Below are 24,141 nucleotides of genomic sequence, written 5' to 3' on the forward strand. Positions count from 1 at the left end.
ATGGGGGTCGCCCGGCTGCTGGCGCGGCGTGCACGCGCGCAGCCGGGCACCCTCCTCACCCTGCTCGTCCTCACCGCGACCGTCGCGGCGATCCTCGCCGGGACGGTCGGTTACACCCGCGCCGCCGGGGTGGCCACAGTGCGCAGCACCCTCACCGAGGCCGCCCCGCGGGACGCCGGCATCCAGGTGCAGACCCGCCTCGCCGCCGATCCGGCGACGCAGGACGCCGCCGTGCGCCGGACCCTCTCCCGGCTGCTCCCCGCCGACGGCCTGGCGGTCTCCCGGCAGCTGTGGACCGAGCCGGTCGCCGCGTCGGTGGGGGAGAAGCGCGTCAGGGTCCTCCTCGCCGAGGTCCCCGCCGGCGCCGAGCCCGACGCCGGGCCCCTCGCGACAGGTGAGGTGCTCGTGCCGGAGCAGACGGCCGCCGACGCCGGGCTGACCCCGGGCAAGCGGCTCGACGTCGCGGGAACCTCGCTCACCGTCGCCGGGACCTGGCGCGCCGCGGACGAGCGGACGTGGTTCGCCGACCCGGTGGTCGCCGCCGGCACCGACGGCTCCGCCCTCGGGCCGCTGCTCGCCTCCGCGGAGACCGTCGGCGCCGCCGTCGACGTCCCGTTCGTGCGCTGGACGGTCTACCCCGACCCCGCCGCGCTCACCGTCGCCGACCTGCCCCGGCTCGCCGAGGGCCTCTCCGGACTCGACTTCGCGCTCCGCGACGACGACGCCGTCGCCGTCCGTGGCCTCACCCTCACCGGCGACCTCGCCGGGACCGTCGCCGACCTCGAGGAGGCGACGGGCACCGCCGCCGCCGTCGGCCTCGTGCCGGTGGCGCTCCTCGGCGTCATCTCCCTCGTCGCCCTCGTCCAGGTCGTCCGGCTGCTCGGGCAGACCCGCGCTCGCGAGACCGAGATCCTCGTCGCCCGGGGCTCCTCCGCCCGGCAGATCACGGCGTGGTCGGCCGCCGAGCTCGGCGTCGTGTGCGTCCTCGGCGCCGGCGCCGGGACGACCCTCGCGGCGCTCGTCGTCGGCCGGCTCGACGGCGGGGAGGCCCAGCGGCCGGTGATCCTCACCGTCGGTGCCGCCGTGGCCGTCGTCGCGCTCCTCGCCGGGACGGTGGTCGCCGGGCTCCAGGCGCGCGCCGCGGCTCGGCGGACGGCCACCGACCGCTCCGGCCGGCTCCGGGGCGCCGCCGCAGCCGGGACCCTCGTGCTCACCGGGGCGGGCGCCGCCCTGTCCACCTGGCAGCTGCTGCGGCACGGCACCCCGCTCCTCGACGACGGCGGCGCCGACGTGCTCGCCGTCCTTTCCCTGGGCGCCCTCCTCGCCGCCCTCGCCGTCAGCGCGCTCGCCCTCCTCGGCCCGCTCGCCCGGGTGGTCGCCGGGCTCCTCGCCCGCCGCCGTGGGCTCGTCGGCGTGTTCGCCGCGCGTCAGGTCTCCCGGCGAGTGCGCGCCTACGCCGTCCCCCTCGTCCTCGTCGTGCTCACCGTCGGCGCGACGACGGTCTCCGCGTCCTTCGCCGGTGCCACCGCCGTCCAGCGCGAGCACGTCGCCGCGCTCGCCACGGGTGCCGACGTGCGCGTCGAGCTGCCGGCCGGGACCACCTCGCGCCTCGCCCGGCCGCAGTCGGTCTCGGCGGTGCCGTACCGCGAGCTGCCCGGCGTCTCCGCCGCCGGCGTCGTGCTGCGTGAGGCCGGACGCTTCGGTGAGGTGCCGGTCGCGCTCACCGCCCTGCCCGCCGGCCGGCTCGACGACCTCACCCGCCTGCCCGACGGACTCGGCCTCACCGGCGCCACCGCCGGGCTCGCCACCGCCGCGCCCGGCGTCGCCCTGCCCGACGGCGCCCGGGCGCTCGACGTCACCGTCCGGGCCTCCCTCGCCGCGGCCGAGGGGGCGCAGGACGTCCTCGAGGCCGAGGCCGCCTCGCTCCTCGACCGTCTCGTCACCCTCGACGGCCTGTCCCCGGAGGAGGCCGCGGCGGTCGTCGCCGACGAGCTCGCCCGGCTGCGCGAGGGGGACTTCTCCCTCGCCGCCGCCCTCTGGCTGGCGGACGCCGACGGCGCGCTGAGCATGCTCGACGTCGGGGAGCTCCCGGCCGACCCCGACGGGCAGGACGCGCTCGTCGGGCCCGAGCCCGCGGAGCACCGGCTCCGGGTGGCCCTGCCGCCCGGCGGGCCCTACCGGGTGGTCGCCCTCGACCTCGCGGTCAGCGGGCCGCGCTACGGGTCGGTCTTCACCTACGACGTGGCCTCCCTCGCCGCCGACGGCGCGGACCTGCCCCTGGGCACGTGGGCGCCGAGCGACGCGCTCGGGCCCGCAGTCGACGTCGAGCCGCCGCTCGGGCTGCGGGGGGCGCTGCCGGCCGGGACGGACACGGCCGAGGCACGGCTCGTGCCCGCCGACGTCCCCGCCGCCGTGCCCGCCGTCGTCACCGCCCACCTCGCCGCCACGGCCGACCTCGCCGTCGGGGATGCCCTGCCCCTCGCGCTCGCCGGTACCTCCGCCGACCTCACCGTCACCGCCGTCGCGGACGCCCTGCCCGGCGGTCTGGAGGAGGACGCCGTCCTCGTCGACCTCGCGACCCTCGGGCAGCACGTCCTGGCCCGGCAGCCCGGCCCCGTGCTGCCCCGGCAGGTGTGGCTCGCCGTCGCCGCGGACACCGACGCCGCGGACGTCGGGTCGGCCGCCCGTGAGCTCGCCGGCCGTGAGGCGCAGGTCGAGGTCGCGGGGACGGGCCGGACGGACTCCGCGGCCTCGGTCCGCCAGGCGTTCTGGATCGCGGCGGGCGGGTCCGCGCTCCTCGCCCTCACCGGCGTCGCCGCCGTCGTCCTCGCCCTCGCCCGGGAGCGGCGCAGCGAGGTCATGGTGCTGCGCGCGCTGGGACTGCCGCCGGCCGCGCAGGCGCGCAGCAGGGCCGCCGAGCTCCTCGGGGTCGGCGCGCTCGGCGCCGTGCTCGGCGTCGTCGCCGGGTGGCTCGCCTCCGCGGTGCTCGTCCCCACCCTCGCCCGCGCTTCCGCCACCGACGTCTCCCCGCTGCCGCTCGGCGGCCGCCTCGACGTGCTGCCGGCGCTCGGCGTCCTCGCCGTCCTCGCGGGCGGGCTCCTCGTCGTCGGCGCCGCGCTCGCCGCCCGCGTCCGGGCCCAGGCGCTGGACGCCGAGTACCGGGAGGAGGTGCGATGACCGGCCTCCTGCGCCTCACCGCCCGGCAGGCCACCGCCCACAAGGCGGTCCCCGTCGCCCTCGTGCTCCTCGTCCTGCTCGTCTCCGGTGTCGTCACCGCCTGGCCCCGGCTCCTCGCCGGCGTCGACGACCGGCAGACCACCCACGAGATCGCCGGGGCCAGCCCGCTCGCGCGTGACGTCGTCGCCGTCCTGCCGGACACGTGGCCCGACCTCCCGGCGCCCGCGCCCGGCACGACGCCCTTCGCGCCCGAGGTCGAGGAGAGCCTCGGCGGGACGCTCGTCGCCCTCGAGGAGCTGCGCGCGGCGCAGCCCGAGCCGCTGCGCAGCATGCTCGGCGACCCGCTCTTCTGGGTCGCGACGCCCCCCTTCGACGTCCAGGCCCCGCCCGACCCCGTCATCGGCACCCAGCGGCTCAGCCTCAAGGTCGACCCGCAGCTCGGCGAGCACGTCGAGCTCACCGCCGGCCGCTGGCCCGAGCCACCGACGCACGTCGACCCGTACGCGGGGCTCAGCGACGCCGAGCGCATCTCCCTCACGCTCGACGAGGAGACCGCCCTCGTCCGGCAGGCCATCGCCGCGGGCGGCCCGCTCGAGGTCGTCCTCGCCGCGCCCGCTGCCGAGGCGCTGGGGTGGGAGGTCGGCACCGAGCGGCGGGTCGTGGGCAACACCGTGCCCGTGCTCCTCACCGGGACGTTCACCGCCCTGGACGCCGACGACGGCTTCTGGGTGCACAACCCGCAGTCGGCCGAGCCGTACCTCGTCGACGACCTCAACCTCGGCACCTCGGCGCTCGCCGCCGCCTACGTCAGCCCGGCGTGGGACGGCCGGCTGCCCACGCAGTTCCCCGTCTCCTCCGTGCGCACCCAGCTCTGGTACCCGGTGGAGGTCGGGGCGCTCGCCGCGCGGGACGTCGACGACGCCGCCGCCCAGCTCACGCGCTTCACCGCGCCCCAGACGCTCGGCACGGGCGAGACCGGCCCGCTGCCCGTCCGCTTCGCCAGCGACCTCGGCGGCGTGCTCGACCGGGTCGCCCAGCAGCAGGCCGTGACGTCGACCGTGCTCGCGATCATCGCCGCCGGACCGCTCGGGGTCACCCTCGCCGTCTTCCTCCTCGCCGCGCGGCTGCTCGTCGCACGCCGCCGGCCGGGCCTGGCCCTCATGGCCGCCCGCGGCGGCTCCGGCCGGCAGCTGCGCTCGATGCTCGCGCTCGAGGGGCTCGTCCTCTCACTGCCCGCCGCCGCGGCCGGGGCGGTGCTCGCGGTCCTCCTGCTCCCGGGGCGCACCCGGCCCGCCGACCTCCTCCTCACCGGGCTCGTCGCGCTCGTGCCCGCTGTCATGCTCGCGGCCACCACCTCCCCGCGCGGGCTGCGCGAGAGCCGCGCCGACCTCGGCCGGCGGCCCGGGCGACGCCGGTGGGTCGTCGAGGCCCTCGTCCTCGGAGTCACCCTCGCGGCGCTCGTCCTGCTCCTCCAGCGCGGCGTGGAGCCCGGAGCCGGGGAGACCGACCTCCTCCTCACCACCGTGCCGCTGCTGCTCGCCGTCGCGACCTGCGTCCTCGTCCTGCGCGCCTACCCGCTGCCGGTGCGGGCGCTGGCCGGGGTGCTGCGCCGGCGCCGCGGCGTCACTGCCTTCCTCGGCTCGGCCCGCGCCGTCCGCGACCCCGCCGGCGGCCTCGTCCCCGCCGTCGCGCTCGTCATCGGGGTCTCGGTCGCGATGTTCTCCGTCGTCCTCAGCTCGACCATCGAGGCGGGCGTGCAGACCACCGCGTGGCGCGCCGTCGGCGCCGACCTCCGCCTCACCGGCCCGATCTTCGACGAGGAGCACGTCGCCGAGATCGCGGCCGTCCCGGGGGTGGCGGCCGTCGCCTCGATCGGGGACGCCGGCACGGTGAGCGTGTCGGGGGAGCGCCTCGACCTCGCCGTCCTCGACCCGGACGACGTCCGCGCCGTCCAGGCCGACGGCGTCGGCATCGCCACTCTCCCCACCGCCCTCACCGCGGGGCCGGGCAGCGGTGACGCCGTGCCCGCCGTGCTGTCCGCCGGGGCGGCCGACACCCTCGGCGCGGGGGTCGGCGACCGCCTGGAGGTGGCGGTCGGTGACGGGCTCGCGCTCGACGTCGTCGGCGTCATGGACGCCCTCGCCGGGGCCGGAACCACGGGCGACGTCCTCCTCGACGCCGCCGCGTTCACCGAGGCGACCGGCCGCAGTGTGCTGCCCCGCACCCTCCTGCTCGACGTCGCCGACGGCCAGGACCCGACGACCGTCCTCGACCGCGTCCGGGAGGTCGAGCCGGTCGCCCGGGCGCAGAACCCGGCGGGCGATGCCGGGAACTTCCTCGCCTCGCCGATGGCCGGGGGGATGAACGCGGCGCTCGCCGTCGCCGTCGTGCTCAGCCTCGTGCTCGTCCTGGTCGCCGTCGTCATGACCCAGCTCATGGGGGCGCCGGCCCGTGGGCGGCTGCTCGCGGTGCTGCGCACGCTCGGGCTGGACCGGCGCCAGGCGCGCGGCATCGTCGCGTGGGAGCTGGCGCCGCTCGCCGTCGTGTCGGTCGTGGCCGGCGGTGTGCTCGGCGTCCTCGTGCCCTGGGTGGTCCTCGGGGCGATGGACCTCACCGCGCTCACCGGCGGCGCGGAGCAGCCGGCGCTGGTCGTGGACCCCGTGTCCGCCGGCGCGGTGCTCGGCGGGGTCCTTGTCGTGACGGCCGCGGCCGTCCTCGTCTCGACGATGATGAGCAGCCGGGCCGACGTGGCCACCGAGCTGCGGATGGGTGAGGAGACGTGAGCGTGAGGGACCTGACCGGCGAGCCGGACATCCTCTGCCAGGGGCTGGTACGCATCTTCTCCACCGAGGGCGTCGAGGTGCAGGCCCTCCAGGGGCTCGACCTGCGGGTCGACCGGGGCGACGTCGTCGCCATCGTCGGGGCCTCCGGCTCGGGGAAGTCGACGCTGCTCACCATCCTGTCCGGGCTGGACCGGCCGACCGGCGGCACCGCCGTCGTCGCCGGGACGGACCTCGCGACGATGAGCCGGGCCGACCGCGTGCACTACCAGCGCCACACCGTCGGCTTCGTGTGGCAGCAGACCTCGCGCAACCTCCTGCCCTACCTCACCGCCGCCGAGAACATCGCCGTCCCGCTCGTCCTGTCCGGCGCCAAGGCCCGCGCGGAGCGCGTGGAGGAGCTGCTCGAGCTGCTCGGCATCGAGCACTGCCGCGACCGTCGGCCCGAGCAGCTGAGCGGCGGTGAGCAGCAGCGCACCGCGATCGCCGTCGCCCTGGCCAACTCACCGCGCGTGCTGCTCGCCGACGAGCCCACCGGCGAGCTCGACGACGCGACGAGCGCCGAGGTCCTCGAGGCGCTGCGCGGCGCCTCCGAGCGGCTCGGTGTCACCGTCCTCATCGTCACCCACGACCCCACCGTCTCCGAGCACGTGCGCCGCACGGTGCAGATCCGCGACGGCCGCACCGCAACCGAGGTGCTGCGGCGCACCGAGCGCGACGACTCCGGCGCGGAGGTCCACGTCGCGGAGGAGTTCGCGGTGCTCGACCGGGCAGGGCGCCTCCAGCTCCCCGAGGAGTTCGTCAGCGCACTCGACCTGCGCGAGCGGGTGCGCCTGGCGCTGGAGCCCGACCACGTCGGCGTCTGGCCCGACGGGTCGTCGCGGACGAGTCCGCCGACTGCCAGTGGCCGGGCCGGCCACGAGGAGGAGCGCACCGATGCCTGAGACGCTGCTGACCGCCGACCGGGTGAGCCGGGTGTTCACCACCGGCGCCGGGGACGTCCACGCCCTCACCGACGTGAGCATGGCGGTGACGAAGGGGGAGCTCGTCGTCGTGCGCGGGCCCTCCGGCTCCGGCAAGACGACGCTGCTCAACCTGCTCGGCGGGCTCGACCGGCCGACGAGCGGACGGGTGCTCCTCGGTGACGGCCGGGAGCTGTCCGCGCTGCCGGAGAAGGAGGTGCTCGCCGTGCGGCGCTCCCGGATGGGGTACGTCTTCCAGTCCTTCGGTCTCATCCCGGTCCTGTCCGCCGCGGAGAACGTCGAGATCCCGCTGCGGCTGCTCGAGGCGGAGCCGGCGGAACGGGAGACGCGGGTGGCCGCGGCGCTCGACCTCGTCGGCCTGGCGGGGCACGCCCGGCAGCGGCCCTACGAGCTGTCCGGCGGGCAGCAGCAGCGGGTCGGCATCGCCCGGGCGCTCGTGGCCGAGCCGGACATCCTCATCGCCGACGAGCCCACCGGCCAGCTCGACTCCGCGACCGCCGCGACGATCATGGACCTCATCTCCGAGCTCACCCACGCCCGCGGCCTCGCCGCCGTCGTCTCCACCCACGACCCGGTGCTCATGGCCCGCGCCGACCGCGTCGTCGAGCTCCACGACGGCGCCCTCCTCACCCCCGCCTGACCCCCAACTCCCTCTGGGACGCCCCCTGGCGCCCGAGGACGCCCCGGGCGCGGGGCCGTGGCTCCGCAAAGGGGTGTCCCAGACAAGGGGTCCGGAGGCGGCGCGCCTGACCCCCAACTCCCTCTGGGACGCCCCCTGGCGCCCGGGGACGCCCCGTGCGCGGGGCCCTGGGTCCGCAAAGGGGTGTCCCAGAGGAGGGGTGCGTTCGCGCGCCGACTGACGGTGCTCCCCGGGGCTGGCCCGCGCTGCTGGGATCCACGGACGGGCGGCGCTCGCGGACGGGCCGAGCCACGCGTCGGGCACCGTGCCCCGATGGGACTCGTGCTGGACCCGCCGGAGCTGCCGCCGATCGTCGTGACCTCCGGTCTCGACGCCAAGGCCGTGCGCGCGATGGTGCGCGCGGGCGGCTTCGACCGGGTGCGTCGTGGCGCGCTCACCCCGCGCGCCGAAGGCGGGTGGCAGGCGCAGGAGCGTGAGGCGCTCGCCCGGATCGCGGCGGTGAGCCGCAAGCTGACGAACGGCGCTGTCGTCAGCCACTCGTCCGCGGCGCTGCTCCACGGGCTGTGGCTCTACCGGGTGCCCACCGTCGTCCACGTCACGCAGCGCGCACGGGCGAACGGGCACGGCGCACCGGACCTCCGCCGTCACCGCGGGCCCTTCGGCGACTCCTCGGTGACCGTGGTCCACGGCATCCGCGTCTCGACGATCGAGCGCACCGTCGTCGAGTGCGCGCGCACGATGCACCCGCGCGACGCGCTCGTCGTCGCCGACTCCGCCCTGCGCGCGCTCGTCCGCCCCGACCGGGTCGACCGGGAGCCCGTCGCGGATCACGTGGCCGAGCTGAGAACGCGCCTCACCGAGATGGTGGGGCACGGGCGAGGCCACGGACGACGGCGGGCGCGGGCCGTCATCGCCGCGGCCGACCCGTTCGCGGAGTCACCGATGGAGAGCGTCGTGCGGTGGGTGGCCGTCTCGCGCGGTCTGCCGACGCCGACCGTGCAGCTGGAGGTCCGCACCCGCGGCGGGACGTTCTACGCGGACCTCGGCTGGGAGTGGACCGAGCAGCGGCCGGACGGGTCGCGGGTGGTCGTCCTCCGGGTGCTCGTGGAGTACGACGGCGAGCTCAAGTACCTGCCGGAGCTCGGCCTGGTCCGCAGCCACGCCGAGGCCTCCGCCGCGCTCGTCGCCGAGAAGCGGCGCGAGGACCTCGTCCGGGAGGACGGCGTGACGCGGGTCCTGCGCGTCACCCGCGCGGACCTGCGCGACCCCGACGCGCTGGCGGCCCGCCTCGTCGCTGCGCTCCCGGCCTCCGTCCGCCGGACGCTGGACCCGGTGCCCGAGCTCGTCGTCCCGCCCCGCACCCGCCTCGTCTGAGGCGTCCGGCCAGCTCGCCCGCGCCGTCGTCGTCGTCCTCCCGCCGTCTGGGACACCCTTCTGCAGGCGTCGAGCCCCGTGCAGGGGGCGTCCCCGGGCGCCAAGGGGCGTCCCAGAGGGGGAGGGGGGCGGGGTGGTCGCCGGGCGGCGGGGGCCGGCGCGGCCCCTCTGGGACGCACGTTTGCGGGCCTACGGCCCTGGGCAGGGGGTGTCCCCGGGCGCCAGGGGGCGTCCCAGAGGAGGGGGCGTGCTGTGGGACACATCTCGGCGCCCTGGGCGCGGCGGCTTGCGGGGAGTAGAATTTATCGGCGGCACTCGATCATCGGGTGCCCTCTCTTCGCCCGACAGCCTTCTGGCTCAGCGTGACCAACGCGCGGGCGCCCCAGCCTCGAGGAGCTCCGCGTATGCCCGTCCGCACTGACCTGCGTAATGTCGCGATCGTCGCCCACGTCGACCACGGTAAGACCACCATGGTCGACGCCATGCTCTGGATGTCGGGCGCTTTCGGTGACCACCAGCACGTCGACGAGCGGGCGATGGACTCCGGTGACCTCGAGCGCGAGAAGGGCATCACCATTCTCGCGAAGAACACCACGGTGCACTACACCGGGCCCGCCGCCGCCGCACAGGGCGCCCCCGACGGCGTGACGATCAACGTCATCGACACCCCCGGCCACGCCGACTTCGGTGGTGAGGTCGAGCGCGGCCTGTCCATGGTCGACGGCGTCGTCCTCCTCGTCGACGCGAGCGAGGGCCCGCTGCCCCAGACCCGCTTCGTCCTGCGCAAGGCGCTCGCGGCGAAGCTGCCGGTCATCGTCGTCGTCAACAAGGTCGACCGGCCCGACGCGCGGATCGCCGCCGTCGTCGCCGAGACGACCGACCTCCTCCTCGGCCTCGCGGGCGACCTCGCCGACGAGGTCCCGGACCTCGACCTCGACGCCGTCCTCGACGTGCCCGTCGTCTACGCCTCCGCCAAGGCGCGCCGCGCCTCCCTCGAGCAGCCCGCCGACGGCGCGCTGCCGGACAACCGCGACCTCGAGCCGCTCTTCGAGACGATCCTCGCGACGATCCCCGCCCCCACGTACGAGGCGGACGCGCCGCTGCAGGCGCACGTGACCAACCTCGACGCCTCCCCGTTCCTCGGCCGCCTCGCGCTCCTGCGCATCCACAACGGCGAGCTGCGCAAGGGCCAGAGCGTGGGCTGGGCCCGCCGCGACGGCACCGTCAAGCCCGTGCGCATCTCCGAGCTCCTGCGTACCGTCGCCCTCGATCGCGTCCCGACCGAGGTCGCCCACGCCGGTGACATCGTCGCCGTCGCCGGCATCGAGGAGATCACCATCGGTGAGTCGCTCGTCGACCTCGAGGACCCGCGCCCGCTGCCGCTCATCACGGTCGACGACCCCGCGATCTCGATGACCATAGGCATCAACACCTCCCCGCTCGCCGGCAAGGTCAAGGGAGCCAAGGTCACCGCGCGTCAGGTCAAGGACCGTCTCGACCGCGAGCTCATCGGCAACGTCTCCCTCAAGATCCTCCCCACCGAGCGTCCCGACGCGTGGGAGGTCCAGGGCCGTGGCGAGCTCGCGCTGGCGATCCTCGTCGAGCAGATGCGCCGCGAGGGCTTCGAGCTCACCGTCGGCAAGCCGCAGGTGGTCACCAAGACCATCGACGGCCGCACCCACGAGCCGATGGAGCGCATGACCATCGACGTCCCCGAGGAGTTCCTCGGCGCCGTCACCCAGCTCCTCGCCCAGCGCAAGGGCCGCATGGAGACGATGTCGAACCACGGCACCGGCTGGGTGCGCATGGAGTTCGTCGTCCCCGCCCGCGGCCTCATCGGCTTCCGCACCAAGTTCCTCACCGAGACCCGCGGCACCGGCATCGCCTCCTCCATCGCCGAGGGCTACGAGCCGTGGCACGGCCCGATCGAGCTGCGCACCAACGGCTCGATGGTCGCCGACCGCGCCGGCGCGGTGACCCCGTACGCGATGATCAACCTCCAGGAGCGCGGCTCCTTCATCGTCGAGCCCACCTCGCTCGTCTACGAGGGCCAGATCGTCGGGGAGAGCGCCCGCGGTGACGACATGGACGTCAACATCACCAAGGAGAAGAAGCTGACGAACATGCGCGCGGCGGCCTCGGACTCCTTCGAGAACCTCGTGCCGCCGCGTCGCCTCACCCTCGAGGAGTCCCTCGAGTTCGCGAACAACGACGAGTGCGTCGAGGTCACCCCGGACGCGGTGCGCATCCGTAAGGTGATCCTCGACCAGACGGAGCGGGCGAAGGCGGCGGCCCGCCTCCGCCGCGCCTGACCGATGAGGTGATGACGTCGCAGCAGCAGCCTGAGCAGCAGCGCCTCCTCGGCGTCTTCGCCCACCCCGACGACGAGACGATCGGGGCGGGCGGGCTGCTCGCGCTCGCCGTCGCGGCCGGTGTCGACGTCTCCGTCGTCACCTGCACGCGCGGCGAGCGCGGCGACGTCGTCCCACCGGACCTCGCGCACCTGCGCACCGACCGTGACGCGCTCGCCCGTGAGCGGGAGGGCGAGCTGTCCTCGGCGCTCGCCGAGCTGGGCGTCCACCGTCACCTCTACCTCGACCAGGTCCCGGCCCTCGAGGGCCGACGGCCGGCGCGCTTCCGCGACTCCGGCATGCGCTGGCTGCGGCCCGGCCTCGCCGGTCCCGCGGAGGACGCCGGGTCCGAGGCGTTCACCGCCGTCGACCTCGACGTCGCGGCGCTCCTGCTCGCCGTCGTCATCCGCCACGTGCGACCGACGGTGGTGCTCACCGAGGAGCCGGGCGGCGGGTACGGGCACCCGGACCACGTCCGCGCCCACGAGGTGACGACCCGCGCCGTCGAGCTCGCGGGGCTCGAGGACCCCGAGGTCCTGCCCGGGCTCGCGCCCTGGCGGGTGCCGACGGTGCTGTGGGTGGCGCAGGAGCAGGACCACGTGCGGGCCGCGACGGCCGAGCTGCGCGACACCCTCGCCGGCCACGCGCCGCTCCACTCCCCGGAGGGCGCGGTCCTCACCGTGCCCGACGCCGTCGAGGAGCTGCCGTCCATCGCCGTGCCCGCCACGCAGGTCACCGCCTCCTTCGACGTCCGGCCGGTCGCCGAGCGGCTCGTCGCGGCACTGCGCCGCCACCGCACCCAGGCCCAGGCCGTCGCTCCCGTCGACGGGCAGCGGCTCGTCGGCTACTTCGCGCTGAGCAACGACGTCCTCGCCCCGCTGCTCGACCGCGTCTACGTGCGCACCGCCCCCGGGGACGACGCCACCGGCCTCCTCGCGGCGATCTCCGCCGTCACTCCCGCGGTGCGCGGCGGCGCCACCGGCGCGGCAGCGGACGACGCCCCGGGTGCCACCGTGCACCGGCTGCCGCCCCCGACCGCCGGGTTCACCCCTGAGCAGGCGGCCACCCTCGTCCGTTCGACCGGCTCCTCGAGCACCGCGCACGTCGGGCGCCCCGGCGTCGACCGCGGCGACGACGAGCGGCCCGAGCGTCCGCGCGCCTCCCGGCTCGCCCCGAGCGGTGGCGCCACCGGCGCCGTCGTCGCCGTGCTCGCGGGCATCGTCATGGCGACGCTCGGCACGGTCGTCCACCGCTACGCCGTCGAGGGCTGGCCGGTCGGCGTCGTCCTCGGGCTGGCCGGGGTGCTGTCCGCCGCGATCGCCGCGCGCGCCATCGCGGGCAGCGGCGGCCTGCTCCTCACCGTGCTCGCCGTCGTCCTCATGACCCAGGCGATGGCGTTCCTGCGCCCCGGCGGGGACGTGCTCGTCACCAACGAGACCGTGAGCTACGTGTGGCTCTTCGGTGCACCCCTCGTGTCCCTCGCGGCCGCCTTCCTGCCCCGACGGTGGTTCTCGGACGGGCGGCTGCGGTGAGCGAGGAGCTGGTGGAGCGTTACCGCGCGACCATGCAGCGCCTGGCCGCCGGCGTCACCGTCGTCACCCTGCGTCAGGGCGCTACCGACCTCGCGATGACCGCGACGGCCCTCACCTCGGTGTCCCTGCACCCGCCGATGGTGCTTTTCTGCGTCCACACCGACGCCCGCATCCGTGAGGCGCTCGACGCCGTCGACACCTGGGGCGTGAGCATCCTCGACGGCGAGGCCGGCGTCGCCGCCGAGCGTCTGGCCAGCCCCGGCCGTCCGGCCCTGGGGCAGCTCGTCGGCATCGACCACCACCGCGGTCCCCTCACCGGCGCCGCGCTCCTCGAGGACGCGCAGGGCTGGCTCGAGTGCCGCACCCAGTGGGTGCGCAACGCCGGGGACCACGACGTCGTCGTCGGGCAGGTCCTCGACGCCACCCTCGGGCGCACCGCCACCGGTGCGCTCGTCCACCACCTGGGGCGGCTGCGGCCGCTCGGCCGCCACTGACGCGCAGATGTCCTGCGAGCCCGGAGGTAAGAAGATGCGATCGGACACGTCGACCGACCAGTCGCTCCTCGTCGACTTCGCCGACGAGGAGCCGCGCCGTCGTCGCCGCGGCTGGATCATCGCCCTCGTCGCCCTGCTCGTCCTCGTGGGCGGCTACGTCGCGGCCTCGTGGTACCTCGGGGACCGCGTGCCCCGCGGGGCCACCGTCGCCGGCGTCGACATCGGCGGGCTCACCGCCGAGGAGGCCACCGCCCGGCTCACCGAGACGCTCGCCACCGCCACCACCGAGCCGGTCCCCGTCGCGCTCGGCGAGGCGGAGACCACCCTGGAGCCCACCGGGCTCGAGCTCGACGTCGAGGCGACCGTCGGCCAGGTCACCGGACTCACCTTCGACCCGCGCGTCGTCGTGGCGCACCTCCTCGGGATGTCCGAGGTGCGGCCCGTCGTCGACGTCGACGAGGACGCGCTGCGCGCCGAGGTCGAGCGGGTCGCCGAGACGCTCGACCGCGCCCCGGTCGACGGCGCGATCGCGCTGAGCGACGGCGAGGCCCAGGTCACCGAGCCGGAGGCCGGGCTGTCGGTCGACGTCCCCGCCGCCGTCGAGCTCGTCCGCGACGAGTGGCTCACCGGTGAGCGGCCGCTCGAGCTGCCCGGCACCGAGGTGCCGCCCGCCGTCGGGGCCGAGGCCGTGGAGACGGCGATGGCCGACATCGCCCGCCCGCTCACCCGCGCGCCCGTCGCCGTCGACATCGAGGGACGGCTGCTCGAGCTCACCCCCGCCGACCTCACCTCCGTCGCCAGCCTCGAGCCCAGCGACGGGCAGCTCGAGCTCGTCATCGACTCGCGCGCGCTGGCGGACCTCGTCCTCGAGCGCGACCCCGAGGTCCGCACCGCCGCCCGCGACGCCCAGATCGTCATCCGCGACGGCGCGCCGACCATCGTCCCCGGCGCCACCGGCATGGACGTCGACGAGGAGGTGCTCGCCGAGAGCGTCGCCGCGGCGGCCGTCTCCAGCACCGACCGCACCGCCGTCGCCGTCCTGCGTGAGGTCGAGCCGGAGTTCACCGTCGCCGACGCCGAGGCGCTGGGCGTCACCGAGGTCGTCTCGGAGTTCGCCACCCCGTTCCACAACGACGCCCAGCGCACCCGCAACCTCGTCGTCGGCGCGGAGAAGATCAGCAACACGCTCATCAAGCCCGGCGAGACGTTCAGCCTCATCGAGGCGCTCGGCCCGATCACGAGCGAGGCCGGGTTCGTCTCCTCCGGCGTCGTCGTGGACGGCCTGGAGACCAGCGGCATGGGCGGCGGGCTCTCCCAGGTCTCCACCACCGTCTTCAACGCCGCGTTCTTCGCCGGCATGGAGCTCGACGAGTGGCAGACCCACTCCCACCACTACGCCCGCTACCCCGAGGGCCGCGAGGCGACGGTCTACACCCCGAGCGTCGACCTCAAGTGGACCAACACCACCCCCTACGGCGCGCTCGTCCAGGCGTGGGTCGCCGGCGGGGAGTTCCACGTGCGGCTGTGGGGCACGAAGTACTTCGACGTGACGACGAGCACGAGCGAGCGGTTCAACTTCACCCAGCCCTCGACGGTCTACAACTCCTCGCCGTCGTGCGTGGCCAACAGCTCGCCCGAGCCGGGCTTCACGGTCACGGTCACCCGCGTCGTCTCCCACGACGGCACCGAGGTCGACCGCGAGTCGTGGACGACGCGCTACATCCCGTGGGACCGCGTCGTGTGCGGCTCCCCGCCCAGCGCCGACTCCCCGCCGAGCGACGCCTGACCCTCCGCGCCCTTCGGGGCCCGGCGCGGCGGGGGCGGTGGCACCGGCTTGCCGACGACGACGGCGGCGGCCGGGACCTCGACCTCCCCGCGCCGGGTCGCCACGACGGCGCGCTCGTCGTCCGCCCGCACGAGGTCACCGAGCGCGTCCGCGAACCCGCCCTCGGGCCTGCGGTAGCGGATCACCACGCGGGTGCCCGGCGGCCAGTCCGCCCACAGAGGTCTCACCCTGCCATTGTGCCGCGCGCCGCCGGCCGGGGCCCGGCGGTGGCCGACCGCTGCCGGGTGCCGCACGATGGGACGGCCGACCCGAGTAGGGGATACTAGGCAGCGGACCGACAGGCGCGGCGGAGGCCGTGCAGAGGGAGGGAACCCGTGACCTACGTCATCGCGCAGCCCTGCGTGGACGTCAAGGACCTGGCTTGCGTCGACGAGTGCCCCGTGGACTGCATCTACGAGGGCAAGCGGATGCTCTACATCCACCCGGACGAGTGCGTGGACTGCGGTGCCTGTGAACCGGTCTGCCCCGTCGAGGCGATCTACTACGAGGACGACGTCCCCGAGCAGTGGTCGGGGTACTACGACGCCAACGTCAACTTCTTCGACGGCATCGGCTCGCCCGGCGGCGCGGCCAAGATGGGCCAGATCGACAAGGACCACCCGCTGGTCGCTGCCCTCCCCCCGCAGGCCTGAGGGTGGGGCTGTTCGGCGACGCGCTGCCGAGCTTCCCGTGGGACAGCCTGGCCGGCGCGCGTCGCCGTGCCGAGGCGCACCCTGGCGGGATCGTCGACCTGTCGGTCGGGACGCCGGTGGACCCCACGCCGCGCGTGGTCCAGGACGCGCTCGTCGCGGCGGCGGACTCCCCGGGGTACCCGACGACGCAGGGCACCGACCGGCTGCGCCAGGCGGTGGTCGACTGGTTCGCCCGCCGTCGCGGCGTCCCCGGGCTGACCCCCGAGCAGGTGCTGCCGACGATCGGCTCCAAGGAGCTCGTCGCGCTGCTGCCCGCGCTGCTCGGGCTGGGTGAGGGCGACGTCGTCGTCCACCCCGAGATCGCCTACCCGACCTACGACGTCGGCGCGCGCCTCGCAGGCGCCGAGCCGTTCCCGGCCGACGCGACCACCGCCGTCGGGCCCGGCCGGGTGCGGCTGCTGTGGCTCAACTCCCCGTCCAACCCGACGGGCAAGGTGCTCGGCGTCGAGCACCTGCGCAAGGTCGTGGAGTGGGCGCGGGCGCGGGGCGTCGTCGTCGCGAGCGACGAGTGCTACGCCGAGCTCGGGTGGGCCGAGCCGTGGGCGAGCGAGGGCGTGCCGAGCCTGCTCGACCCGCGGGTGTGCGGCGACAGCCACGAGGGCCTGCTCGTCCTGTACTCGGCGAGCAAGCAGTCCAACCTCGCCGGCTACCGGGCCGCGTTCGCCGCCGGGGACCCCGCGATCGTCCGCAGGCTGCTCGAGGTGCGCAAGCACGTCGGGATGATGATGCCCGCGCCGGTCCAGGCCGCGCTCGCCGCGGCGCTCGACGACGACGAGCACGTCGCCGTCCAGCGCGAGCGGTACCGCGCCCGGCGCGAGACGCTCCTCGCCGCCTGCACGGCCGCCGGGCTGGCGGTCGCACCGGAGAGCGAGGCGGGGCTCTACCTGTGGGCCACGCTCCCCGGGCAGGACGCCGACTGCCGCGCCGTCGTCGCCGCGCTCGCCGAGCGGGGCATCCTCGTCGCACCCGGTGAGTTCTACGGGCCGGCTGGCGCGCGCCACGTTCGCATCGCGCTCACGGCGAGCGACGAGCGCATCGCAGCGGCCGCGGAACGGCTCGCGGCCGCGCCGCTCACCGTCTGAGGCACCCGGGTGACGCCCGGCAGGACCACTGCGCGTCATGGTTTACCCTTCATATGGAACAAATTGACCAGACCGTGCGGACCGATGGGGCCTCCGCCTCGACGGTGCGGCGGTCACGGGCGCCACGAGCGCCCGGAGTCCGACGCCTGAGGAGGCACCCCCTATGTCCGAGGCCACTCTCACCCCGGCGCAGTTCGACGTCGATGGCAAGCGGGTCGAGTTCGAACGCGTCCCGGCGCGAGAGGGCAACGACGGGGTGAAGATCGCCTCGCTGCTCAAGGAGACCGGGCTCGTCACGCTCGACCCGGGCTTCATGAACACCGCGTCGACGGAGTCGGCGATCACCTACATCGACGGCGACGAGGGGATCCTGCGCTACCGCGGCTACCCGATCGACCAGCTCGCGAAGAACTCCTCCTTCCTCGAGACCGCCTACCTGCTCATCTACGGCGAGCTCCCCGACGAGGAGACGCTCGACGCCGTCACCCGCCGGATCAAGCGGCACACGATCCTCCACGAGGACTTCAAGGAGTTCTTCACCGCCTTCCCGCGCAACGGTCACCCGATGGCCGTCCTCCAGGCCGGGATCTCCGCGCTCGCGACGTACTACCAGCACACGCTGGACCCGAAGGACCCGCACCAGCTGGAGACCGCCACGGTGCTCCTCATGGCCAAGGTGCCGACGATGATCGCCTACATCGCCAAGCGCGCCACCGGCCTGCCGCTGCTCTACCCGGACGCCTCGAAGAGCTACGTCGAGGACTTCCTGCGCATGACGTTCGCGCTGCCCTACCAGGAGGACGTCGACCCCGCGCTGGTCAAGGCGCTGGACATGCTCCTCATCCTCCACGCCGACCACGAGCAGAACTGCTCCACCTCCACGGTGCGCATGGTCGGCTCCTCGCACGCGAACATCTACGCCTCGATCGCCGCCGGGGTCGGCGCGCTGTCCGGCCCGCTGCACGGCGGCGCCAACGAGGCCGTGCTCGACATGCTCGGCAAGATCCAGGCCGAGGGTGGCGGCGTCGACGACTTCATGCGCAGGGTGAAGGACAAGGAGGACGGCGTCCGCCTCATGGGCTTCGGCCACCGGGTCTACAAGCACTACGACCCGCGTGCGGCCATCGTCAAGGAGGCGGCGCACGAGGTGCTCGGCAAGCTCGGCAAGTCCGACGAGCTGCTCGAGATCGCGATGGGCCTGGAGGAGATCGCGCTCAACGACGACTACTTCGTCGAGCGCAAGCTCTACCCGAACGTCGACTTCTACACCGGCCTCATCTACAAGGCCATGGGCTTCCCCACCCAGATGTTCACCCCGCTGTTCGCCCTGGGCCGCCTGCCCGGGTGGATCGCCCAGTACCGCGAGATGATCACCGACCCGGCGACGAAGATCGGCCGTCCCCGCCAGGTGTACATCGGCGAGACCGAGCGTCAGTACACGGACATCTCCGAGCGCTGACCCGCTCCCGCACGACGACGCCCCGGCGTCCGGCTCTCTCCCGAGACCCGGACGCCGGGGCGTCCCGCATGTCGCGCCGGGGGTGCGGGGCGCGGCCGCCCCGCCGCGCCGCCCGGCGACCTGGGCGTGGAGGGGAGTGCGGGCCGGGGGCGGGCGGTGCGCCCAGTGGGCGCCGGCAGGCTGGTCAGGAGATGCGGACGACGGCGGGGGTGGTGGCGGGCATCCCGGTCCGCTCCCACGCCGCGTCGTTGCCTGCGGCGCGGTCCCAGACGTGCCCGGCGACCTCGACGGTCGTCGCACCGGTGCTCGTGGCCGTGGCGACGGCCCAGTGGGCCAGGGCCCAGGCGAGCCGCTCGCCGTCCTCCCCGAGGTGCGTGGGATCCACGACGACGCCCGTACCGTCCGTCTGCGCCTCGATCCCGAAGTCCCGGGCGAGCCGCTCGGTGACGGCGGCCGCGACGTCGCCCGGCTCCTCGGGCATCGGCAGCCGGCAGGTGAGGGCGGCGGTCGAGTTCCCGGTGAGCGCGGAGGCGAAGGCACGGCCCTCCGGCTCGTGGTCGGCGTAGGCGTCGGGGAACGCGGAGCGCTGGACCTCCTGGGCGGCCTCGGTGACCGGCAGCTCGGTGTACCCGGGCACGGTGACGAGGCCGTCGAGGAACGCGTTCGTCGAGTACAGGGGGTCCATGACCTGCTCGGGCGTGCCCCAGCCCTGGGAGGGGCGCTGCTGGAACAGGCCCAGGGAGTCGCGGTCCCCGTAGTCGATGTTGCGCAGCTTGGACTCCTGGACCGCCGTCGCGAGCGCGATGGTGGCAGCCCGGGCGGGCAGCCCGCGGCGGACCGTGACGGCGGTGATCAGGGCGGCGTTGTCCGCCTGGTCGGCGTCCAGCGCGTGGCGCGTGCCGTCCTCGAGCGCGACGACGCACGTCTCGCTCACCTGGTCCGGCACGGCCCAGGTGAGCAGTGCCGCGACCGCGGCGACGGCGACGACGACCAGGGTGACGACGGTGAGGGTCCCCCGGACAAGCCTCCTACGCATGGAGCGCGTCGTTGAGCGTGACCCCCGTGCCCGTGCGGGCGACCGCCTCGACGGCGCCGGTGACCGAGTGGCGGCGCAGCAGCAGCTGGTCGCGGCCGGAGAGCTCACGCGCGGCGACGATCGTCGGCGAGGACGCCCCCGAGCCGGGCGCGGGCAGGACGGTGACCTTCGTGCCCGCGGTGACGTACAGGCCCGCCTCGACCACGCAGTCGTCGCCCAGGGAGATCCCCAGACCGCTGTTCGCGCCGAGCAGGCAGCGCTCGCCGATCGTGATGCGCTCCTGCCCGCCGCCGGACAGGGTGCCCATGATCGAGGCACCGCCGCCGACGTCGGTGCCGTCACCGACGACGACGCCCTGGGAGATGCGGCCCTCGACCATCGACCGGCCGAGGGTGCCGGCGTTGAAGTTGACGAAGCCCTCGTGCATGACGGTGGTGCCGGGGGCGAGGTAGGCGCCCAGGCGCACCCGGGAGGCGTCGGCGATCCGCACGCCCTCGGGGAGGACGTAGTCGGTCATCCGCGGGAACTTGTCGACGCCGTGCACGGTGAGGTGGCCGTCACGGGCGCGCAGCCGCACCCGGGTGGCGTCGAAGCCCTCGACGGCGCACGGGCCGGCCGAGGTCCACACGACGTTGGGCAGGACGCCGAAGATCCCGTCGAGGTTGAGCGTGTTGGGCCGCACGACGCGGTGGGAGAGCAGGTGGAGGCGCAGGTAGGCGTCGACCGTGCTGCGCGGCGGCTCGGCGAGGTCGATCTCCGCGGTGATGACCTTGGTCGTGACCCCGCGCGCCTCGTCGCGCCGCTCGGCCACGGGCAGGGCGGTCTCGGCCGGGGTGGCCGTGCCCTCCTCCCCCCGGAGAGCGGGACGGGGGTACCAGACGTCCAGGACGGTGCCGTCATCGGTCACGGTGGCAAGGCCGGTGCCGTACGCGAGAGTCATGGGACCAGCCTACGAGCGCGCGCGCCGGGGCCGTGAACCCTGCCCACCTGGTGTGCGCCGCCTCACCGGCCACCGGGCGACGGTGTGCGAGGCTGGGCCGGTGCCCGAGCCCACCCCCGCCCGCCCCTCGGGGCACACCGGCGACGGCTGGGTCGAGTGCCGCTGCGGGGCCCGGCACTGGGGCCGGTACGGGGCGGCCGGCCTGCTGCTGTGGCGCCGGCTGCCCGCGCAGGACGGCGGTGAGCCGGCCGGGAGCCACGAGGTCGTCCTGCAGCACCGGGCGACGTGGAGCCACCACGGTGGCACGTGGGGCGTGCCCGGCGGGGCGATCGACCCGGGGGAGACGGACGTGGCGGCGGCGCTGCGTGAGGCGTGCGAGGAGGCCGGGATCCTCCCGGCGGACGTCCGGGTGCGGGCGAGCCACCGGCTGGACCACGGTGACTGGACGTACACGACCGTCGTCGCCGAGGCGTCCGCGGACCTCACGCCGCGCGTGAGCGACCCGGAGAGCCTCGCGGTCGCCTGGGTCGAGGAGGAGGCGGTGCGCGAGCGCCCGCTCCTGCCCGCCTTCGCCGACGCGCTGCCTGCGCTCTCCGGGCTCCTCGGGCGGCGGCTCGTCCTCGTCGTCGACGGCGCGAACACCATGGGCGCCCGCCCCGACGGCTGGTGGCGCGACCGGGCCGCGGCCACCGTGCGCCTGCGCGACGGGCTGGCCGCCCTCGCGCGCGACGGGCTGCCGGCCGACGGTCTCGGGCTGCCCGGGCACGCGTGGTACCCCGACGTCGTCCTCGTCGCCGAGGGGCGCGCCCGCGGTGTGCCCGGGCTGCCGGGCGGCGGCGGCCTCGGCGCGCTCACCGTGGTCGACGCACCCGGTGAGGGCGACGAGACGATCCTCGCCGAGGCGCAGCGGCACGTGCGGCAGGGCGCGGACGTCGTCGTCGTGACGTCGGACCGCGAGCTGCGGCGACGCGTCGAGGTCGCCGGCGCGCGGACGGTGGGCCCGCGGCTCGTGCTGCGCTAGACGGGCTCGTCGATCTCGCAGATGACGCTGCCCGCGGAGACCGTCTGGCCGACGGCGGCGGCCAGGCCGCGCACCCGCCCGGCCCGGTGGGCGACGAGCGGCTGCTCCATCTTCATCGCCTCGAGCACGACGACGAGGTCGCCGGGGTCGACGGTCGCGCCGTCCTCGATGGCGACCTTGACGATCGTGCCCTGCATCGGGGAGGTGAGCGCCCCGTTGCTCGTGGGGCGCGGGGCGCTGCGCCGTGCGGGTCGGCGCACGGCGCCGCGGCCACCGCGTCCGGCCCCGATGCCCAGCCCGGCGGGCAGGACGACCTCCAGCCGCTTGCCGCCCACCTCGACGACGACGCGCTCGGTGGCGTCCTCGGCGCTGTCCGGGCTCGTCGCGCTCGGGTGGTGGGGGGTGGTGAGCGCGGTGAGGCGCTCGGCGAAGTCGCTCTCGATCCACGTCGTGTGGACGGCGAAGGAGGCGGCGTCCTCGGCGGCGAACTCCGGTGCGTCGAGCACGGCGCGGGCGAAGGGCAGCACCGTGGGGATGCCGGTGATCTCCAGCTCGCGCAGTGCGCGCCGGGCGCGCTGGAGCGCCTGGCGGCGGTCGGCGCCGGTGACGACGAGCTTGGCGAGCATGGAGTCGAACGCCCCGGAGACCGTGTCGCCGGCGCACACACCGGTGTCCACCCGGACGCCCGGGCCGCCGGGCCAGGTGAGGGCGGAGATCGTGCCGGGGGAGGGCAGGAAGCCGGCGCCCGGGTTCTCCCCGTTGAGCCGGAACTCGATGCTGTGGCCGCGGGTGGACACCTCGGTGTAGCCGAGCGGCTCCCCGGCGGCGATGCGCAGCTGCTCGCGCACGAGGTCGATGCCGGTGACCTCCTCGGTCACCGGGTGCTCCACCTGCAGGCGGGTGTTGACCTCGAGGAAGGAGATCGTGCCGTCGGCCCCGATGAGGAACTCGCACGTCCCGGCGCCCACGTAGCCCGCCTCGCTCATGATCGCGACGGACGCCGTGCGCAGCAGGTCGTCCTGCTCGGCGGTGAGGAACGGCGCGGGGGCCTCCTCGACGAGCTTCTGGTGGCGCCGCTGGAGGGAGCAGTCGCGGGTGGAGACGACGACCACGGTGCCGTGCTCGTCGGCGAGGCACTGGGTCTCGACGTGGCGGGGGCGGTCGAGGAAGCGCTCGACGAAGCACTCGCCGCGACCGAAGGCCGCCTTGGCCTCGCGGACGGCGGAGTCGAAGAGCTCGGGGACCTCCTCGCGGGTGCGGGCGACCTTGAGGCCGCGTCCGCCACCGCCGTGGGCGGCCTTGATCGCCACCGGCAGGCCGTGCTCGTCGGCGAAGGCGAGGACCTCCTCGGCGCACTCGACCGGGTCCGGGGTGCCGGCGACGAGCGGGGCACCGGCGGCGTGGGCGATGTGCCGGGCGCTCACCTTGTCACCGAGCGCGCGGATCGCGGCGGGCGGCGGGCCGATCCAGGTGAGTCCGGCGTCGATGACCTGCTGGGCGAACTCGGCGTTCTCGGAGAGGAAGCCGTAGCCGGGGTGGACGGCGTCGGCGCCGCTGCGGCGGGCGACGTCGAGCAGCTTGGCGGCGTCGAGGTAGGTCTCTGCCGCGCGGGAGCCGCCGAGACCGAAGGCCTCGTCGCTCAGCCGCACGTGGAGGGCGTCGCGGTCCGGCTCGGCGTAGACGGCGACGCTGGCCAGGCCCGCGTCCGTGCACGCACGGGCGATCCGCACCGCGATCTCGCCCCTGTTGGCGATGAGCACCTTCGTCAACGGGCGCCGGGTCGGCGACCCTCCAGAGGTGCTCGTCATGATGCTCCGATCTGCTCGCCGGTACCCGGGCGCGCGCTGCCCGGACCGCCTCACGGTATCCGCCCGGCGCGTGCGGTCCTATTCGCCACCCGCCCTGCCGCCGAAGTCTGTCGGCAGGAGCAACCAGCCCAGGAGCGGCTTGTGCCGACCCTACAAAACGGGCACGTCCGCGGTGCCGGAGGGTGCCGGTCGCCCGGCCCGGTCTGTGCCGGGCCGACAACTGCGCCCCGGCCCCGGCAGGTCTTCGGGAAGGTCAGCGCCGCCAGAGGTCGGTGAGCCGGACGCCGAGCTCGGCGAGCAGGGTGCGCAGGAGCGGCAGGCTCAGCCCGACGACGCCGTGGTGGTCACCCTCGATCCGGCTGACGAAGGGCCCTCCCAGGCCGTCGACGGTGAACGCCCCGGCGACCGCGAGCGGCTCCCCGGTCGCGACGTAGGCCTCGATCTCGGCGTCGTCGAGGTCGGCGAAGTGGACGGTGGTGGAGGAGACGCCGCCGGTCTCGGCGCCGGCACCGGAGCGCCGGTCGACGAGCCAGTGGCCGGTGTGCAGGACGCCGGAGCGCCCACGCATCCGCCGCCAGCGGGCCACCGCCTCCTGCGCGTCGGCGGGCTTGCCGTGGACCTCGCCGTCGAGCTCGAGCATGGAGTCGCAGCCGACGACGACGGCGTCGCTCACGTCGCCCGCGACGTCGCGGGCCTTGGCCCGGGCGAGCAGGAGCACCTGGTCCGCCGGGCTCGTGCCCGGCTCGGCGTCGCGCAGCACCGCGGGCTCGTCGACCTCCGAGACCTGGACGTCGGGGTCGAGGCCGGCGGCCCGGAGGGTCGCGAGGCGGGCGGGGGAGGCCGAGGCCAGGAGGAGTCTCACGGGCAGTGAGCGTACGGGAGATCGGGCCGGCCCCACCCGCGCGGAAGGTAGAACGTCCCCGCCG

The 24,141-nt window shown here is 75.4% G+C and carries 18 protein-coding genes; 13 read left to right on the forward strand and 5 right to left on the reverse strand.

The window, feature by feature from the left end:
* From FE251_RS02655 to FE251_RS02695, 9 genes are all read left to right on the forward strand, one after another.
* The gene (locus FE251_RS02655) at positions 1-3,177 is read left to right on the forward strand and encodes an ABC transporter permease (protein WP_330998322.1); all 3,177 of its coding nucleotides are present in this window, start codon (positions 1-3) and stop codon (positions 3,175-3,177) included.
* Positions 3,174-5,960: an FtsX-like permease family protein gene (locus tag FE251_RS02660; protein ID WP_139947739.1), complete on the forward strand. Its 2,787-nt coding sequence runs from the start codon at positions 3,174-3,176 to the stop codon at positions 5,958-5,960. The genes FE251_RS02655 and FE251_RS02660 overlap by 4 nt, the downstream gene beginning before the upstream one ends.
* 11 nt (positions 5,961-5,971) lie before the next feature.
* Positions 5,972-6,901 carry an ABC transporter ATP-binding protein gene (locus FE251_RS02665; RefSeq protein WP_230976592.1) on the forward strand — a complete coding sequence of 310 codons (930 nt, stop codon included), beginning with the start codon at positions 5,972-5,974 and terminating at the stop codon, positions 6,899-6,901.
* Positions 6,894-7,580 carry an ABC transporter ATP-binding protein gene (locus FE251_RS02670; RefSeq protein WP_139072159.1) on the forward strand — a complete coding sequence of 229 codons (687 nt, stop codon included), beginning with the start codon at positions 6,894-6,896 and terminating at the stop codon, positions 7,578-7,580. Before FE251_RS02665 ends, FE251_RS02670 begins: the two co-directional genes overlap by 8 nt.
* A 312-nt stretch (positions 7,581-7,892) precedes the next feature.
* Positions 7,893-8,954 (forward strand): type IV toxin-antitoxin system AbiEi family antitoxin domain-containing protein, encoded by a 1,062-nt coding sequence (locus FE251_RS02675; RefSeq protein WP_139947743.1) that lies wholly within the window; start codon positions 7,893-7,895, stop codon positions 8,952-8,954.
* 404 nt (positions 8,955-9,358) lie between these two features.
* Entirely contained in the window at positions 9,359-11,266 is a 1,908-nt protein-coding gene (gene typA / locus FE251_RS02680) for a translational GTPase TypA (protein ID WP_139947744.1), read from the forward strand.
* Between the two features lie 11 nt (positions 11,267-11,277).
* Positions 11,278-12,837, forward strand: a complete 1,560-nt coding sequence (locus FE251_RS15440) for a PIG-L family deacetylase (RefSeq protein ID WP_168202630.1) — start codon at positions 11,278-11,280, stop codon at positions 12,835-12,837.
* Positions 12,834-13,331 carry a flavin reductase family protein gene (locus FE251_RS02690; protein WP_230976515.1) on the forward strand — a complete coding sequence of 166 codons (498 nt, stop codon included), beginning with the start codon at positions 12,834-12,836 and terminating at the stop codon, positions 13,329-13,331. The genes FE251_RS15440 and FE251_RS02690 overlap by 4 nt, the downstream gene beginning before the upstream one ends.
* 34 nt (positions 13,332-13,365) lie before the next feature.
* Positions 13,366-15,117, forward strand: coding sequence for a VanW family protein (locus FE251_RS02695; RefSeq protein WP_168202631.1), 1,752 nt, complete (start codon positions 13,366-13,368; stop codon positions 15,115-15,117).
* Here FE251_RS02695 and FE251_RS02700 read toward each other — a convergent pair.
* Positions 15,048-15,344 carry a putative acetyltransferase gene (locus FE251_RS02700; RefSeq protein WP_230976516.1) on the reverse strand — a complete coding sequence of 99 codons (297 nt, stop codon included), beginning with the start codon at positions 15,342-15,344 and terminating at the stop codon, positions 15,048-15,050. The genes FE251_RS02695 and FE251_RS02700 overlap by 70 nt on opposite strands.
* A gap of 147 nt (positions 15,345-15,491) precedes the next feature.
* On the opposite strand from FE251_RS02700, the gene fdxA reads away from it, so the two are divergent.
* From fdxA to FE251_RS02715, 3 genes are all read left to right on the forward strand, one after another.
* The gene (gene fdxA, locus FE251_RS02705) at positions 15,492-15,809 is read left to right on the forward strand and encodes a ferredoxin (RefSeq protein WP_139072154.1); all 318 of its coding nucleotides are present in this window, start codon (positions 15,492-15,494) and stop codon (positions 15,807-15,809) included.
* A gap of 2 nt (positions 15,810-15,811) precedes the next feature.
* Positions 15,812-16,951: a succinyldiaminopimelate transaminase gene (dapC, locus tag FE251_RS02710; RefSeq protein WP_139072153.1), complete on the forward strand. Its 1,140-nt coding sequence runs from the start codon at positions 15,812-15,814 to the stop codon at positions 16,949-16,951.
* A 163-nt stretch (positions 16,952-17,114) separates the two neighbouring features.
* The gene (locus tag FE251_RS02715) at positions 17,115-18,410 is read left to right on the forward strand and encodes a citrate synthase (RefSeq protein WP_139072152.1); all 1,296 of its coding nucleotides are present in this window, start codon (positions 17,115-17,117) and stop codon (positions 18,408-18,410) included.
* Between the two features lie 184 nt (positions 18,411-18,594).
* Here FE251_RS02715 and FE251_RS02720 read toward each other — a convergent pair whose 3' ends face one another.
* Both FE251_RS02720 and dapD read right to left on the reverse strand, forming a co-directional pair.
* Positions 18,595-19,446 carry a hypothetical protein gene (locus FE251_RS02720; protein WP_139947748.1) on the reverse strand — a complete coding sequence of 284 codons (852 nt, stop codon included), beginning with the start codon at positions 19,444-19,446 and terminating at the stop codon, positions 18,595-18,597.
* A complete protein-coding gene (gene dapD, locus FE251_RS02725; RefSeq protein ID WP_139072150.1) occupies positions 19,439-20,386 on the reverse strand; it encodes a 2,3,4,5-tetrahydropyridine-2,6-dicarboxylate N-succinyltransferase in 948 nt (315 codons plus the stop codon). Before dapD ends, FE251_RS02720 begins: the two co-directional genes overlap by 8 nt.
* A 100-nt stretch (positions 20,387-20,486) precedes the next feature.
* Between dapD and FE251_RS02730 the strand changes: the two genes are divergently transcribed.
* The gene (locus FE251_RS02730) at positions 20,487-21,407 is read left to right on the forward strand and encodes an NUDIX hydrolase (RefSeq protein ID WP_230976517.1); all 921 of its coding nucleotides are present in this window, start codon (positions 20,487-20,489) and stop codon (positions 21,405-21,407) included.
* Here FE251_RS02730 and FE251_RS02735 read toward each other — a convergent pair.
* Together FE251_RS02735 and FE251_RS02740 are read right to left on the reverse strand one after the other, a co-directional pair.
* On the reverse strand, positions 21,404-23,215 hold the full coding sequence (locus FE251_RS02735) for an acetyl/propionyl/methylcrotonyl-CoA carboxylase subunit alpha (protein WP_139947752.1): 1,812 nt from the start codon (positions 23,213-23,215) through the stop codon (positions 21,404-21,406). The genes FE251_RS02730 and FE251_RS02735 overlap by 4 nt on opposite strands.
* 253 nt (positions 23,216-23,468) lie before the next feature.
* A complete protein-coding gene (locus FE251_RS02740) occupies positions 23,469-24,083 on the reverse strand; it encodes a Maf family protein (RefSeq protein WP_139072222.1) in 615 nt (204 codons plus the stop codon).
* Positions 24,084-24,141: the final 58 nt, after the last annotated feature.

It is taken from the genome of Georgenia wutianyii, from assembly GCF_006349365.1.
Lineage (GTDB): Bacteria > Actinomycetota > Actinomycetes > Actinomycetales > Actinomycetaceae > Oceanitalea > Oceanitalea wutianyii.